At 59.1% G+C, this 14,197-nt stretch carries 14 protein-coding genes and 4 tRNA genes; 8 read left to right on the top strand and 10 right to left on the bottom strand.

All coding sequences use genetic code 11. The annotated features are described in order from the left end of the window. Genes D3Z90_RS03995 through yacG form a run of 3 tightly spaced genes read left to right on the top strand, consistent with a single transcriptional unit; the run spans position 1 to position 1,696 of the window. Complete coding sequence (locus D3Z90_RS03995) at positions 1 to 870, top strand: A24 family peptidase (protein WP_136474505.1); 870 nt, start codon at positions 1 to 3, stop codon at positions 868 to 870. Then, on the top strand, positions 870 to 1,493 hold the full coding sequence (coaE, locus tag D3Z90_RS03990; RefSeq protein WP_136474504.1) for a dephospho-CoA kinase: 624 nt from the start codon (positions 870 to 872) through the stop codon (positions 1,491 to 1,493). Before D3Z90_RS03995 ends, coaE begins: the two co-directional genes overlap by 1 nt. Next, positions 1,490 to 1,696 carry a DNA gyrase inhibitor YacG gene (gene yacG, locus D3Z90_RS03985; RefSeq protein ID WP_136474503.1) on the top strand — a complete coding sequence of 69 codons (207 nt, stop codon included), beginning with the start codon at positions 1,490 to 1,492 and terminating at the stop codon, positions 1,694 to 1,696. Before coaE ends, yacG begins: the two co-directional genes overlap by 4 nt. Position 1,697: 1 nt before the next feature. Here yacG and D3Z90_RS03980 read toward each other — a convergent pair whose 3' ends face one another. Together D3Z90_RS03980 and D3Z90_RS03975 are read right to left on the bottom strand one after the other, a co-directional pair. Next, complete coding sequence (locus D3Z90_RS03980; RefSeq protein ID WP_136474502.1) at positions 1,698 to 2,387, bottom strand: energy-coupling factor ABC transporter permease; 690 nt, start codon at positions 2,385 to 2,387, stop codon at positions 1,698 to 1,700. Positions 2,388 to 2,567: 180 nt separating this feature from the next. After that, the gene (locus D3Z90_RS03975; protein WP_136474501.1) at positions 2,568 to 2,870 is read right to left on the bottom strand and encodes a hypothetical protein; all 303 of its coding nucleotides are present in this window, start codon (positions 2,868 to 2,870) and stop codon (positions 2,568 to 2,570) included. Between the two features lie 66 nt (positions 2,871 to 2,936). On the opposite strand from D3Z90_RS03975, the gene D3Z90_RS03970 reads away from it, so the two are divergent. From D3Z90_RS03970 to D3Z90_RS03950, 5 genes are all read left to right on the top strand, one after another. Further along, complete coding sequence (locus tag D3Z90_RS03970) at positions 2,937 to 4,295, top strand: 8-oxoguanine deaminase (RefSeq protein WP_136474500.1); 1,359 nt, start codon at positions 2,937 to 2,939, stop codon at positions 4,293 to 4,295. A 133-nt stretch (positions 4,296 to 4,428) separates the two neighbouring features. Continuing rightward, the gene (locus D3Z90_RS03965) at positions 4,429 to 5,943 is read left to right on the top strand and encodes a nucleobase:cation symporter-2 family protein (protein ID WP_136474499.1); all 1,515 of its coding nucleotides are present in this window, start codon (positions 4,429 to 4,431) and stop codon (positions 5,941 to 5,943) included. A gap of 125 nt (positions 5,944 to 6,068) precedes the next feature. After that, positions 6,069 to 6,698 (top strand): DUF1780 domain-containing protein, encoded by a 630-nt coding sequence (locus D3Z90_RS03960; protein WP_136474498.1) that lies wholly within the window; start codon positions 6,069 to 6,071, stop codon positions 6,696 to 6,698. A gap of 166 nt (positions 6,699 to 6,864) precedes the next feature. After that, complete coding sequence (locus D3Z90_RS03955) at positions 6,865 to 7,038, top strand: DUF3094 family protein (protein WP_136474497.1); 174 nt, start codon at positions 6,865 to 6,867, stop codon at positions 7,036 to 7,038. A gap of 84 nt (positions 7,039 to 7,122) precedes the next feature. Next, a complete protein-coding gene (locus tag D3Z90_RS03950; protein ID WP_136474496.1) occupies positions 7,123 to 8,418 on the top strand; it encodes an NAD(P)/FAD-dependent oxidoreductase in 1,296 nt (431 codons plus the stop codon). A 52-nt stretch (positions 8,419 to 8,470) separates the two neighbouring features. Here the strand turns inward: D3Z90_RS03950 and D3Z90_RS03945 are convergent, their stop codons facing one another. From D3Z90_RS03945 to rluD, 8 genes are all read right to left on the bottom strand, one after another. After that, on the bottom strand, positions 8,471 to 8,992 hold the full coding sequence (locus D3Z90_RS03945; protein WP_136474495.1) for a dihydrofolate reductase family protein: 522 nt from the start codon (positions 8,990 to 8,992) through the stop codon (positions 8,471 to 8,473). A gap of 100 nt (positions 8,993 to 9,092) precedes the next feature. Next, positions 9,093 to 9,169, bottom strand: a tRNA-Pro gene (locus D3Z90_RS03940). A gap of 98 nt (positions 9,170 to 9,267) precedes the next feature. Continuing rightward, positions 9,268 to 9,343: transfer RNA gene (locus tag D3Z90_RS03935), tRNA-Lys, on the bottom strand. 5 nt (positions 9,344 to 9,348) lie between these two features. Further along, positions 9,349 to 9,425 (bottom strand) — tRNA-Pro (locus D3Z90_RS03930). Between the two features lie 10 nt (positions 9,426 to 9,435). After that, positions 9,436 to 9,511 (bottom strand) — tRNA-Asn (locus D3Z90_RS03925). 295 nt (positions 9,512 to 9,806) lie between these two features. Continuing rightward, positions 9,807 to 12,371 carry an ATP-dependent chaperone ClpB gene (clpB, locus tag D3Z90_RS03920; RefSeq protein ID WP_136474494.1) on the bottom strand — a complete coding sequence of 855 codons (2,565 nt, stop codon included), beginning with the start codon at positions 12,369 to 12,371 and terminating at the stop codon, positions 9,807 to 9,809. Between the two features lie 124 nt (positions 12,372 to 12,495). After that, entirely contained in the window at positions 12,496 to 13,236 is a 741-nt protein-coding gene (gene pgeF, locus D3Z90_RS03915; RefSeq protein ID WP_136474493.1) for a peptidoglycan editing factor PgeF, read from the bottom strand. Then, entirely contained in the window at positions 13,233 to 14,195 is a 963-nt protein-coding gene (gene rluD, locus D3Z90_RS03910; RefSeq protein WP_136474492.1) for a 23S rRNA pseudouridine(1911/1915/1917) synthase RluD, read from the bottom strand. Before rluD ends, pgeF begins: the two co-directional genes overlap by 4 nt. Positions 14,196 to 14,197 lie beyond the last annotated feature (2 nt).

Here is a 14,197-nt window from a genome sequence, read left to right as displayed (position 1 = left end):
ATGGACTTGATGGATACGCTGGCCAGCCAGCCGCTGTTTTATCTGTGCCTTGCCCTGGTTCTGGGGCTGATTGTCGGCAGCTTTCTCAATGTGCTGGTGCATCGCTTGCCGATCATGCTGCAACAGCAATGGCAGGCGGAAGCACGCGAGGTGCTGGATTTGCCCAGCGAAGAACCGGCCGAGCGCTACGATCTGATTCTGCCCGCCTCTCACTGTCCGCACTGCGGGCATCGCATTCGCGCTTGGGAAAATATTCCGTTGCTGAGTTATTTGCTGCTGCGCGGACGCTGCAGCAGTTGCCAAAGCGCCATCGGTGTTCGCTATCCGCTGGTGGAGGTGCTGTGTGCGGCGTTGACGGTGTTCGCCGCCTGGCACCTGGGCGCGAGCATTGCCGCGTTGGCATTGATGGTGTTCAGTTGGGGGCTGTTGTCGATGAGCCTTATCGACATGCAGCACCGGCTGTTGCCCGATGCTCTGGTGCTGCCGCTGCTATGGCTTGGGCTGATCGTTAACGCGTTCGAGCTTTTCGTGCCGCTTGAAGATGCCTTGTGGGGTGCGGTCGGGGGCTACTTGAGCCTATGGTCGGTGTTCTGGCTGTTCAAGATCATCACCGGCAAGGAAGGCATGGGCTATGGCGATTTCAAGTTGCTGGCACTGATCGGCGCCTGGGGCGGCTGGCAGATTTTGCCGCTTACGCTGCTGCTGTCGTCGGTGCTGGGCGCGGTAATCGGGCTGATTATGCTGCGTTTCAAAGGCGAGAAAGCCAGCACGCCGATCCCCTTTGGTCCTTATCTGGCCATCGCGGGCTGGATCGCACTGCTCTGGGGTGGTCAAATAACCACTTCTTATCTGAAACTCTTTGGAATGTGATGACCACCGCTGCTTTCACTCCGTGGATTCTTGGCCTCACAGGCGGCATCGGCAGCGGCAAGAGCGCTGCCGCCCAGCGCTTTGTCGAACTGGGTGTGCACCTGGTGGATGCCGATCAGGCTGCGCGCTGGGTGGTGGAGCCAGGGCGTCCGGCATTGGCCAGTATTGTCGAGCGCTTCGGCCCGGGTGTGTTGCTGGAAGATGGGCAACTCGATCGCGCGGCGCTGCGCCAACTGATCTTCAGCGATCCGGAGCAACGGCGCTGGCTGGAAGCCCTGCTGCATCCGTTGATCGGTCAGGAGATTTTCAGTTACCTGGCCAAGGCTGAGTCGCCTTATGCGGTGTTCGTTTCGCCGCTGATGGTGGAGTCGGGGCAGTTTCAGCGCACCCAACGTTTGTTGGTGATCGATGCGCCGCAGGAGCTGCAAGTTCAACGCACGCTGTTGCGCGATCAAACCAGCCCCGAGCAGGTGCAGGCCATTCTCAAGGCCCAGGCCAGCCGCGAAGAGCGCCTGCGCCACGCCCACGATGTGCTGGTCAACGACCGCGACCTGACCTGGCTGCATTCGCAGGTCGACCGCCTGCACAACTTTTACCTGACTTTGCGAGGAGGCCAAGCATGAGCCAACCGATGACCGTAGAATGCCCGACCTGTGGCGCCCCTGTTGAATGGAACGCCGCCAGTACATTCCGGCCCTTCTGTTCCGATCGCTGCAAGCTGATCGATCTCGGTGCCTGGGCGGCTGAAGAGCATAAAATCCCGGTGGCCCCCGAGGCAGAAGATGAGCTGTTTTCCGGCGAACTCGACCCCCGCGCCCACCACTGATTCAACGCCCGGGGTCGTCGTCCTTCCAGGGTGCTTGCAGGTAGCGGGTGCGGTTGAAGGTTTCCAGCCACTCCGGGCAAAACACCACCAGGGCGCTGACCACCATGCCGTTGATAAAGGCTTCGGGAAAAATGATCAGCCACAGATAGCCGATAAAGTCTTCGATCCACTCCGGCATCACAAAGCGCCCGTCGATCCATAGCAAGCCCAGCCCGATCAGCAGGCACAGCAGTGCCGCCAGGGCTGCGGCGAAAAATCCCGAACAGAAGATGTACACGAAGAGGTTTTTCGGCTGCGCGCGCTCGACCAGAATGGCGCACACCTCGGTCACCAGCACCGGCAGGCCGATAAACAACAGGCCGTTGACACCCATGGCGGCAAGGTCCTGACGGCCCATCAAAATGAGCCCGACCTGGGCCAGCAGCCCGGCCACAATCGCCAACGGCCAATCCAGCAGCAAGGTGACAGCGGTCAAGCCAATGAAGTGATACGACACGCCGTTGTCGAAATCGCGGCGCACCAGCCACAGCGCGAACAACGCGAACACCGCGCCGAACAGCAAGTGCTGGCGCCGGCTGTCGGTGAACAGCTCCACCCAGCCCGTACGCGCCACCGCCCACAGCAGCAATACAACATAGCCGCCCCAACCCAGGGTCAGGCTGAGGTCAGACAGCACTTGTGCATCGATCACGGTAATGAAGCCTTCAGCAACGTCTTTGCTGGGAGTCTACACCGCTACGCAGCAGCCTGTGCCGCTTGCGCGGACGGGCTCGTCATCGCACTGGCGGGCAGCCGTGCGAGGATAGCCTCAAGCGCAACGTGTGATTTCATGTATACAAAAACAAATAATTCTGCTTACATTATTCGACGCCTACGACATCGGTAATCGCCGGTGCGTATTGCGACGGTTAATGCCATGCAACACCCACAGCAGCTCGAGCTTATCGAGCGTCACTCCCAAATGCCGCACGCCACTGACTGCGATACTTGCTCCAGTAATCGCCTCAGCAATGGGTTCGCCATTATCTCGTTCGCCAAGAACGCCGCCCAACGCCTTTTCGACCCCTTGGTTGATGCCCCCATCGAGGGCAATACCCAGGCGGGCGATTATTTGCTGATGCGCCAGGCAATTCACTGATTCGACACCGCACCGGATGCCGCGAGCGTTGCTCATGTCGCAGATCGGGTGCCGATTAAAAATCCAGCTGAAAACCAGACTCCCCACAGGAGAGGAATCCCCATGCCCAAGACTTTACTGGTCAAGAACGCCGAACTTCTGGTGACCATGGATGGCCAGCGCCGCGAAATCAAACGCGGCGGTATGTTCATCGAAGACAACGTAATCAAACAGGTCGGCCCAAGCGACGAGCTGCCGCAGCACGCCGATGTGATTTTGGACATGACCGGCAAAGTGGTCATTCCAGGCCTGGTCAACACCCACCACCACATGTACCAGAGCCTCACCCGCGTGGTGCCGGCGGCCCAGGACGGCGAGCTGTTCAATTGGCTGAACAACCTCTACCCGATCTGGGCACGACTGACGCCGGAGATGATTTCGGTGTCGACGCAAACAGCGATGGCCGAGTTGATTCTGTCGGGTTGCACCACCTCCAGCGACCACCTGTATATCTACCCCAACGGCTGCAAGCTCGACGACAGCATCCATGCCGCCGAGGAAATCGGCATGCGCTTCCACGCCGCGCGCGGCAGCATGAGCGTTGGCCGTAGCCAGGGCGGCCTGCCGCCGGATTCGGTAGTAGAGAAGGAAAGCGATATTCTCAAGGAGTCGCAGCGCCTGATCGAGGACTACCACGACGCCAGCCATGGTTCGATGCTGCGCGTAGTGGTGGCGCCCTGCTCGCCGTTTTCGGTAAGCCGTGATTTGATGCGCGAAGCCGCGGTGCTGGCGCGTAACTACGGGGTGTCGATGCACACCCACCTTGCGGAAAACGTCAACGACATCGCCTACAGCCGCGAGAAATTCGGCATGACCCCGGCCGAGTACGCCGAGGACCTGGGTTGGGTCGGCCATGACGTATGGCACGCCCACTGTGTGCAGCTAGACCAGCACGGTATCGAGTTGTTCGCCCGCACCGGCACCGGTGTAGCTCACTGCCCATGCTCGAACATGCGCCTGGCCTCGGGTATCGCGCCGATTCGCAAGATGCGCGACCACGGCGTACCGGTTGGCCTCGGCGTCGACGGTTCAGCCTCCAACGATGGCGCCAGCATGATCGGTGAAGTACGCCAGGCCCTGCTGCTGCAACGCGTTGGCTTCGGGCCCGATGCCATGACCGCACGCGAAGCGCTGGAGATCGCCACCCTGGGCGGCGCCAAGGTCCTCAACCGTAATGATATCGGTGCGCTGAGCCCAGGCATGGTAGCCGACTTCGTCGCTTTCGACCTGGGCCACCTGGCCTATGCCGGCGCGCTTCACGATCCGCTGGCGGCGCTGGTGTTCTGCACCCCCACGCACGTTGATACCAGCGTGATCAACGGCCGCGTGGTGGTCAAGGACGGACGCATCACCACCGTCGACCTGCCCCTGGTGCTGGAGCGCCACAATCAGCTGGCCCGTCAGTTGGTCAGCGGCGAGTAACCCCCTCAAGCCGTTGCGCTGCGTATGGAGTGCAACGGCTCGGCCACTGTAATTGATTCACCCCGCAAACCATCGACTGCGACTGAAACCGTGCTGTTAGACGCATCAAAATAACAAAAGCGAGCTACTCACCATGACTTCTACTGCTTCAACTCGTCCCGAAGACGAGAACCTCGGCGTGGGCGCCAACCTGGCCTACGGCCTGCAGCATGTACTGACGATGTATGGAGGAATCATTGCGGTACCCTTGATCATCGGTCAGGCGGCGGGCCTTTCCTCTGCCGAGGTTGGCCTGTTGATCGCCGCTTCGCTGTTCGCGGGCGGCTTGGCTACGTTGCTGCAGACCCTCGGTATTCCTTTCTTCGGCTGTCGCCTTCCGCTGGTTCAGGGCGTGTCGTTCGCCGGCGTGGCGACCATGGTCACGATTATTGGCGGTGATGGCACGGGCGGTTTGTCGGTGGTGTTCGGAGCGGTGATCGTGTCGTCGTTGATCGGCCTGCTGATTACGCCGCTGTTTTCGCGCATCATCAAATTCTTTCCGCCGCTGGTGACGGGCATTGTTATCACCACCATCGGCCTGACGCTGATGCCGGTTACGGCGCGCTGGGCCATGGGCGGCAACAGCCAGGCCGCAGACTTTGGCAGCACGGCGAACATTTCCCTGGCGGCATTCACGCTGGTCACCGTACTGTTGTTGAGCAAGCTGGGCAGCGCCAGCATCTCGCGCCTGTCGATCCTGCTTGCGATTGTCATCGGCACGCTGGCCGCGATGACCCTGGGCATGGCCGACTTTTCCCAGGCGCTTCAAGGCCCGTGGGTAGCAATGCCCGAGGTTCTGCACTTTGGCGCGCCGCAATTTCAAATCGCCGCCATCTTGTCGATGCTGATCGTGATTATCGTGACCATGGTCGAGACCTCGGCAGACATTCTCGCCGTGGGCGAAATCATCGACACCAAGGTCGACTCCAAACGCCTGGGTAACGGCCTGCGGGCAGACATGATTTCCAGCGCACTGGCGCCGCTGGTAGGTTCTTTCACCCAGAGTGCCTTTGCCCAGAACGTTGGCCTGGTGGCCGTGACCGGTGTGAAAAGCCGTTACGTGGTGGCGTCAGCCGGGATGATTCTGGTGACCCTCGGTTTACTGCCCGTGATGGGGCGACTGGTTGCCGCCGTTCCCACTGCTGTACTCGGTGGTGCCGGTCTGGTGTTGTTCGGTACGGTTGCAGCCAGTGGTATCCGTACGTTGGCGCAGGTGGACTATCGCAACAACATGAACCTGATCATCGTCGCCACCTCGATTGGCTTCGGCATGATTCCCATCGCCGCGCCTAGCTTCTATCAGCACTTCCCGGTGTGGTTCGAGACCATTTTCCACTCGGGCATCAGCTCGGCCGCGATCATGGCCATTCTGCTCAACCTGTTGTTCAACCATGTGCGTGCCGGCAACTCTGACCAGCAGTCGGTGTTCGTCGCCGCCAGCGAGCGCACCTTGCGCTATCGCGATATTGCCGGTCTCAACGAGGGTGATTTTTTCCGCGAGGGCAAGTTGTACGACTGCGAAGGTAAAGAGGTGCCGATTGTGGACACCGATGAGGAGCACGTCGCTGGCTCCGCGCTTGGTAAAAAACGTGTCGAGCCAGTGCACTGACCAGCACTGAAACCAGCTAGCGACGTTTCGACGTCGCTTTCGGCCTTATAGTGAATGGTTGCCAAGGGAGTCGATTACGCCAGACTTTATTCATGAAGACACAATAGAACGCTAAGCTTGTCCTCATGGATGACTCAGATTACCTGCGCCTGCTAACCATTCAGGCCGAACAAGCCAATGCGTTCTTATCCAATGCCCGTAAGTGGGAACGTGAGCGTTGGGTATGCCAACGCCTGCTGCAAGGGTTGAATATTCCTTACCGTAGCGAAGACTTCAGCCCTGCTGGGCAAGAGCCGCCCGACGTGCTGTTTCGCGATGCAGCGTTTGAAGTTTTTTTCGTGCTCGATGAAGGTCGAAGGCTCAATGATGAGTGGCGCGAGGAGCTGCAACGGCGACGCAGTGCTTTTTCCTTGAGCCAGTTGGTGCGCCGCGAAGCGCGGCCACGGCGCATCAGTGCCCAGGAGCTACTGCAGCGTTTGGCGCCGACTTTGCGCAAAAAGGCGCATAACTATCAGGAGCGTGGGCTGGATCTGAGCGAACTGGACATCATTGCTTTCGCCAGCCTCAAGCGCGAAGTGCTCGATCTGAACAGCCACTTTCCGCCGCCGACCGAATACCTTCGCCAGGGCTGGCGTTCACTCTCGCTGGTGGGACCGACCTTTGCCCGGGTGTTGTTCGCTCATCCCGATGCGCCCGATTTCTTGCGTGGCAACCTTGGCCGCAGCATTGTCTTCGACGTGGGTATCAGCCTTTGAGATGGCCCCCTGCCAACGCGCAATGGCATAAATTGCGCGGCGGTGATACAAAGCGCAATCATTCGTCATAAAGCTGCTGCGTGACTGCGCCCTGGGTCCTGTGCAAACAACTACAGTGAACCTGTAGCTTCCAATCAGTCACCAGCGTCTACCTGACGAGGCCCTCATGACCAGCCGCCTGAATCCCGAAGACCAACGTCGTGTCGATCAATACCTGCAAGCACCCCAGCATCAAGTCGAGCGCAAGCCTTTCAGGCCCTGGCTGCTCCTTTGTATGGTGGTGCTGGTGACGATTGGCCTGGGTCTGTTGAGCCGCCTTTTGAGTACCCTGGTGCTATGAGCTGCCTTGCGCTCGCCCACTACGCCCGCCCTGCGCGGCCTATCACTCAATACCCGAATTCCGTAAACCTTATGAGATATCTCCATGACTCACCGTATCGTGATTGTCGGCGGCGGCGCCGGCGGCCTGGAACTGGCGACCCGCCTGGGTAAAACCCTGGGCAAGAAGGGCAGCGCCAGCATTACCCTGGTCGACGCCAACCTGACTCACATCTGGAAGCCGTTGCTGCACGAAGTAGCCGCCGGCTCGCTGAACTCCTCGGAAGACGAACTGAACTACGTGGCCCAGGCCAAGTGGAATCATTTCCAGTTCCAGCTCGGGCGCATGAGTGGCCTGGACCGCGAGAGCAAGCAAATCCAGCTCGCCGCAACCCTCGACGAAGAGGGCCGCGAGCTGCTGCCTGCGCGCACCTTGGGTTATGACACGCTGGTGATCGCCGTAGGCAGTAACACCAACGACTTCGGCACCCTCGGGGCCGCCCAGAACTGCCTGTTTCTGGATACTCGTAAACAGGCCGAACGTTTTCATCAGCAGTTGCTCAACCATTACCTGCGCGCTCATGCCGGGGATCAGGCGAATGAAACCATCAGCGTGGCAATTGTTGGCGCTGGCGCCACGGGTGTCGAGCTGGCCGCCGAGTTGCACCATGCCGCGCACGAGCTGGCCGCCTATGGCCTGGACCGTATCCAGCCCAAGGACATGCACATCACCTTGATCGAAGCAGGCCCGCGGGTTCTGCCGGCGTTGCCGGAACGTATCAGTGTGCCGGTACACCAGACGCTGGAAAAACTCGGCGTTACCGTCATGACCAATGCGTCGGTCAGTGAAGTAACCGAGGCCGAGCTTAAAACCAGCAATGGTGATGTGATTCCGGCCAGCCTCAAAGTTTGGGCGGCGGGGATTCGGGCGCCGGGCTTCCTCAAGGATATCGATGGCCTGGAGACTAACCGGATCAATCAGCTGGTGGTTCGCCCTACCCTGCAAACAACCCTGGATGACGATATCTTTGCCTTCGGTGACTGCGCGGCATGCCCGCAGCCGGGTAGCGATCGCAACGTACCGCCACGGGCCCAGGCGGCTCACCAGCAGGCATCGATGCTGGCCAAGTCGTTGAAGGCGCGCCTGGAGGGCAAGCCCTTGCCGACCTACGCCTACCGTGATTATGGCTCGCTGGTATCGCTGTCGCGCTTCTCGGCGGTGGGTAACTTGATGGGCAATTTGACCGGCAGCGTAATGCTTGAAGGGTGGTTGGCGCGGATGTTCTATGTGTCGCTGTATCGCATGCACCAGATGGCGCTGTATGGCACCTTCCGCACCTTGATGCTGATGTTGGGGAGCCGCATTGGCCGTGGCACCGAGCCACGCCTGAAACTGCACTGATACCTGCCTGTGGGCGCCGGTCTTGCTGGCGATGGGGCTGCTGCGTGCAGCCCTATTTGATGACTCGATAGGTGCTCTGCACAAAGCCGTTCTCGAAGGTGGTGCTGCGCATGTGCTGCAGCGCCACATCTTTGCTCAGTGCTCCAAACAGCGGAATGCCGCTGCCAAGCAATACGGGGATGCGGGTGATGGTCAGTTCATCTACCCGCCCCTCACGCAAAAAGCTCTGCACAACCTGACCACCATCGAGGTACAGGCTTTTCGCGCCAGTGTCGCGCAGGTGATCTATCAGGTCGGCAATCGGTCCTGGATGAACTTCAATCCCTTGCGCCGCCCCCAGGGTGCTGCTCAGCACCACGACTCGCTTGTGCGGATACGGCCATTCGCCAAAGGTGAGGACTTTCTCATAGGTGTTACGGCCCATCACCAGGGTATCGACCGACGCCATGTAAGCGGCATAGCCATGGTCGTCGCTGGAGGTGGTGGCGACCATTAGCCAGTCCAGTTCACCGCTCTCGCGGGCAATGAAGCCATCGAGGCTGGTGGCAATGTAAACGGATGCCTTGAGGGTCATAGCGCAGCTCCCTGCAAAAGCGAAATAGTAGCAGGCAATTATTCAGGGCTGCAGAAACGAAAAAAGGGCACCTTTTTCAAGGTGCCCTTTTCTCTGAATATGGTCGGGGTAAGGGGATTCGAACTCCTGACATCCTGCTCCCAAAGCAGGCGCGCTACCGGACTGCGCTATACCCCGGTAAAAAAAAAGCACCGATTAAGGCGCCTTTTTTACGGCTGGACGCTAATGGCGTTCCAACCTTTTAAGATCCAAACCCAGCGAACCGGATTCGAAAATGGTGGGTCGTGTAGGATTCGAACCTACGACCAATTGGTTAAAAGCCAACTGCTCTACCAACTGAGCTAACGACCCAAAAATGGTCGGGGTAAGGGGATTCGAACTCCTGACATCCTGCTCCCAAAGCAGGCGCGCTACCGGACTGCGCTATACCCCGGTTTGAAATTTGGCTCCGCGACCAGGACTCGAACCTGGGACCCAATGATTAACAGTCATTTGCTCTACCGACTGAGCTATCGCGGAACTACAACTTCAAGTACTGCAATTTCGAAAACTGTATCACTACCGCTTCGAACTCTTCGACCTTGTGCATCGCTGCGTTCATGTCTCTGAGGCGCGCTATTCTACAACTTTCAAAACCCTTGTCAACCCTTAATTTGCATTCAACTTACTGATTTGCAACTTTTTTTCAGATTCCCAATTTTGCCGGAAACCTGCGGGGTGACATACAGCGGGGCGCACTTTACAAGCAGTTGAGAAAAAATGCAAAGAAAAAAAAGGCCTCGAAATCGAGGCCTTAACTTAACCCACCGAAAAATCAGGCAAAGACGATTTCTTCGCCCTCTACCTTGGCGGTGATTCCGGTGCCAGGCAGGAACTTGCCAGCCAGGATCAACTGCGCCAACGGGTTTTCGATCCAACGCTGGATGGCGCGTTTCAGAGGCCGTGCGCCGTAGACCGGGTCGTAACCGACAGCGATCAGTTTATCCAACGCTTCGTCGCTCAGCTCAAGGCTCAGGTCGCGCTCAGCCAGACGGCTGCGCAGACGGCCCAGCTGGATCTGAGTGATGCCAGCGATCTGATCTCGGCCCAGAGGCTCGAACACCACCACTTCGTCGATCCGGTTGATGAACTCGGGGCGGAAGTGTGAACCCACCGCATCCATCACTGCAGCCCGTTGCGCTTCGCGATCCCCTACCAGCTCCTGGATTTGCGACGAGCCCAGGTTGGAGGTCATCACGATCACGGTATTACGGAAATCTACCGTGCGACCGTGGCTGTCAGTCAGGCGTCCATCTTCAAGCACCTGCAGCAACACGTTGAACACATCCGGATGCGCCTTCTCGACTTCGTCGAGCAGCACAACGGCATAAGGCTTGCGCCGTACCGCTTCGGTCAGGTAACCACCTTCCTCGTAGCCGACGTAGCCTGGTGGAGCACCGATCAGGCGAGCCACGGAATGTTTCTCCATGAACTCGGACATGTCGATACGCACCATTGCCTCTTCAGTGTCGAACAGAAACTCGGCCAGCGCCTTGCACAGCTCGGTCTTACCTACCCCGGTTGGGCCGAGGAAGAGGAACGAGCCACTTGGCCGGTTCGGGTCGGACAACCCGGCACGCGAACGCCGTACCGCGTTGGAAACCGCAACCACGGCTTCTTCCTGCCCGATCACCCGTTCGTGCAACAGGCTTTCCATTTTCAGCAATTTATCCCGCTCGCCTTCAAGCATCTTGGACACAGGGATACCGGTCCACTTGGAGACGACTTCGGCAATTTCTTCTTCAGTTACCTTGTTACGCAGCAACTGGTTCTCGGCCTTGCCATGCTGGTCGACCATCTGCAGGCTGCGCTCCAGATCCGGGATAACCCCGTACTGCAGCTCGGCCATGCGGCTGAGGTCGCCTTTGCGTCGAGCGGTTTCCAGCTCTTGGCGTGACTGTTCGATTTTTTGCTGGATCTGCGCAGAGCCTTGCACTTCGGCTTTTTCCGAAGTCCAGATTTCTTCCAGATCGGCGTACTCACGTTCCAGACGGGCAATCTCTTCAGTCAGTTTTTCCAGACGTTTGAGCGCGGCCTCGTCTTCTTCTTTCTTCAGTGCCTGAGATTCAACCTTCAGTTGAATCAAACGGCGCTCCAGGCGATCGAGCACTTCAGGCTTGGAGTCGATCTCCATACGAATGCGGCTGGCCGCTTCGTCTACCAGGTCGATAGCCTTGTCCGGCAATTGCCGGTCGGTGATGTAACGATGGCTGAGCTTGGCTGCGGCAATGATTGCACCGTCGGTGATCGCCACCTTGTGGTGAACCTCGTAACGCTCCTTGAGGCCACGCAGAATGGCGATGGTGTCTTCCTCGCTCGGCTCCTCGACCAGTACTTTCTGGAAGCGCCGCTCAAGTGCTGCGTCTTTTTCGATGTACTGGCGGTACTCGTTCAAGGTTGTAGCACCGACGCAGTGCAGCTCACCCCGCGCCAGGGCGGGTTTGAGCATGTTGCCAGCGTCCATGGAGCCTTCGCCTTTACCGGCGCCGACCATGGTATGCAGCTCGTCGATGAACAGAATGATCTGCCCTTCCTGTTTGGACAGTTCATTGAGCAACCCTTTGAGGCGCTCTTCGAACTCACCGCGGAACTTGGCACCTGCAATCAACGCACCCATATCCAGCGAGAGCAGACGCTTGCCTTTAAGGCCGTCCGGCACTTCGCCATTAATGATGCGCTGGGCCAGGCCCTCGGCGATCGCGGTTTTACCCACACCAGGCTCACCGATCAGCACCGGGTTGTTTTTGGTACGACGCTGCAACACCTGTATGGTGCGGCGAATTTCGTCATCACGGCCGATCACAGGATCGAGCTTGCCGTCTTCGGCGCGCTTGGTCAGGTCGACGGTGTACTTGTCCAGGGCCTGACGCGACTCTTCAGCGTTCGGGTCGTTGACTGCCTCACCGCCACGCAGGTTGCTGATGGCATTTTCCAGGGCTTTTTTGGTTACGCCCTGGCTCAGCAGCAATTTGCCGAGCTTGCTGTTCTCGTCCATGGCGGCGAGCAGCACCAGTTCACTGGAAATGAACTGGTCGCCCTTCTGCTGGGCCAGGCGGTCAGCCTGGTTGAGCAGGCGCGCCAGGTCCTGCGACATGTTCACGTCGCCGGTAGGGTTCTGGATTTTTGGCAGTTGGTCGAGTTCGTTGCTCAATGCCTTGCGCAGGCCATTGACGTCAAAGCCCACCTGCATCAGCAACGGCTTGATCGAACCTCCTTGCTGATCGATCAACGCTTGCAGCAGGTGCGCAGGTTCGATGGCAGGATGGTCCATACCAACAGCCAGGGATTGGGAATCAGATAACGCCAGTTGTAGCTTGCTGGTCAAACGGTCTATTCGCATAAGTTACCTTCCTTTTTGGGCAGGCCGGAGCGATGGACACACCTGATGAAGATAAACCTGCCAGAGATACCCCATTAGATAAGGATGATTCTGGAGGATTCAAGCTTAGCGGGGTTGATTCAGGTCAGCGTGGAGCGAGCCAGATCAAAGAGGCAAAGCGACCGCCTTGGGGGGTTCGCCGGTAAGAATAGAAGCGCTGATCGCTGACGGTGCAGTAACCCCCGCCATACACTGCTGTTACACCACGGACAGCCAAACGCAGGCGAGCCAGCATGTAGATATCGGCCATCAGTTTATCCGCACTTGCGCCGGGCACGAAGGCCTGGGCAGTTTCCGGATGAACGGTCGTGAAGGCATCGCGCACTTCCAGACCTACTTCAAAGGCTTGCGGGCCAATAGCTGGGCCCAGCCACACCAGCACCTCTTCTGGAGGCAACGCCAGGCGATCGAGCGTGGCCTCGATGACGCCATTGGCCAGGCCACGCCAGCCCGCATGAGCAGCGGCTACCCGGGTACCGGCGCGATCACAGAACAGCAATGGCAAGCAATCGGCGGTCATCACCGTGCAGGCAACGCCTGGAGTGGCGGTCCAGCTGGCATCGGCCTCGGCAATTATGCTCGGGTCGGCATCAGCCACCACTACGCCATGCACCTGCTTGAGCCAGGCAGGCTGGATACCGAATTCGGCGGTAAGGCGCCGACGGTTCTCGGCGACCGCGTCGGGCGCATCGCCCACATGGTCGCCAAGGTTGAAGCTTTCGTATGGGGGCAGGCTAACACCCCCTGCCCGCGTAGTGACGCACGCGCGAACCCCGGCTGGCGCAGGCCAGTTGGGGATCAGCAGTTCGCGCGCCAGCTCACTCATCCGACGAACGCATCGCGGTCTTGCTTGAGCAGCGACAGCAGCCAGACGAAATCGTCTGGAAGCGGCGACTCCCACCCCATGCGCTCACCTGTTGCCGGGTGATCCAGCTCCAGGAAACGTGCATGCAGGGCCTGACGCGGGAACGTCTTGAGCGCCTCGACCATGGTGACGCTGGCCGCGGGTGGAATGCGGAAGCGTCCGCCGTAGACCGGATCGCCGACCAACGGAAAGTTCACGTGAGCCATGTGCACGCGGATCTGGTGGGTACGTCCGGTTTCCAGCTTTACCCGTACATGGGTATGGGAACGGAAGCGGTCCAGTACACGGTAATGGCTGACGGCCGGCTTGCCGCCTTCGGTCACGGCCATGCGCTGACGCTGGCCTCCATGACGACCGATAGGTGCGTTGATCTTGCCACCTGCAGTGACTACACCAATTACGATGCATTCATAGATGCGGCTGACGCTGCGACTTTGCAACTGAGTAACCAGTTGTGTCTGCGCCTGAATGGTCTTGGCCACCACCATCAGACCCGTGGTGTCTTTGTCCAGACGGTGAACAATGCCTGCACGCGGGACGTTGATGATATCCGGTACGTGGTGCAGCAAGGCATTGAGCAAGGTGCCATCGGCGTGGCCAGCAGCCGGGTGAACCACCAGCCCTGCGGGCTTGTTGATTACCAGGATGTGTTCGTCTTCATAGACGATATCCAGCTCGATATCCTGGGCCACCCACTCACCCTGGGCTTCTTGCTCGGCCTCGAGAGCCAGCATCGCGCCGCCATGGACGATATCGCGTGGACGCAGGACGGCGCCATCAACCGTCAGGCGCCCCTCCTTGATCCAGGTGGATAGGCGCGAGCGCGAGTGCTCAGCGAACAATTGGGCGGCGACTTGGTCGAGGCGTTGCCCGCCCAATTCGGACGGCACCTCTGCGCTAAGTTGAATGATCTCGGACATGC

Source organism: Pseudomonas sp. DG56-2, assembly GCF_004803755.1.
Lineage (GTDB): Bacteria > Pseudomonadota > Gammaproteobacteria > Pseudomonadales > Pseudomonadaceae > Aquipseudomonas > Aquipseudomonas auratipiscis.
This window is presented reverse-complemented; position numbering and strand designations above follow the sequence as displayed.

Excerpts from the sequence above, each read along its gene's own strand:
- yacG (WP_136474503.1), top strand. The coding sequence starts at position 1,490 with ATGAGCCAACCGATGACCGTAGAATGCCCGACCTGTGGCGCCCCTGTT.
- clpB (WP_136474494.1), bottom strand. The coding sequence starts at position 12,371 with ATGCGAATAGACCGTTTGACCAGCAAGCTACAACTGGCGTTATCTGAT.
- pgeF (WP_136474493.1), bottom strand. The coding sequence starts at position 13,236 with ATGAGTGAGCTGGCGCGCGAACTGCTGATCCCCAACTGGCCTGCGCCA.
- coaE (WP_136474504.1), top strand. The coding sequence starts at position 870 with ATGACCACCGCTGCTTTCACTCCGTGGATTCTTGGCCTCACAGGCGGC.
- D3Z90_RS03960 (WP_136474498.1), top strand. The coding sequence starts at position 6,069 with ATGGATGACTCAGATTACCTGCGCCTGCTAACCATTCAGGCCGAACAA.
- D3Z90_RS03970 (WP_136474500.1), top strand. The coding sequence starts at position 2,937 with ATGCCCAAGACTTTACTGGTCAAGAACGCCGAACTTCTGGTGACCATG.
- D3Z90_RS03955 (WP_136474497.1), top strand. The coding sequence starts at position 6,865 with ATGACCAGCCGCCTGAATCCCGAAGACCAACGTCGTGTCGATCAATAC.
- rluD (WP_136474492.1), bottom strand. The coding sequence starts at position 14,195 with ATGTCCGAGATCATTCAACTTAGCGCAGAGGTGCCGTCCGAATTGGGC.
- D3Z90_RS03995 (WP_136474505.1), top strand. The coding sequence starts at position 1 with ATGGACTTGATGGATACGCTGGCCAGCCAGCCGCTGTTTTATCTGTGC.
- D3Z90_RS03950 (WP_136474496.1), top strand. The coding sequence starts at position 7,123 with ATGACTCACCGTATCGTGATTGTCGGCGGCGGCGCCGGCGGCCTGGAA.
- D3Z90_RS03945 (WP_136474495.1), bottom strand. The coding sequence starts at position 8,992 with ATGACCCTCAAGGCATCCGTTTACATTGCCACCAGCCTCGATGGCTTC.
- D3Z90_RS03965 (WP_136474499.1), top strand. The coding sequence starts at position 4,429 with ATGACTTCTACTGCTTCAACTCGTCCCGAAGACGAGAACCTCGGCGTG.
- D3Z90_RS03975 (WP_136474501.1), bottom strand. The coding sequence starts at position 2,870 with ATGAGCAACGCTCGCGGCATCCGGTGCGGTGTCGAATCAGTGAATTGC.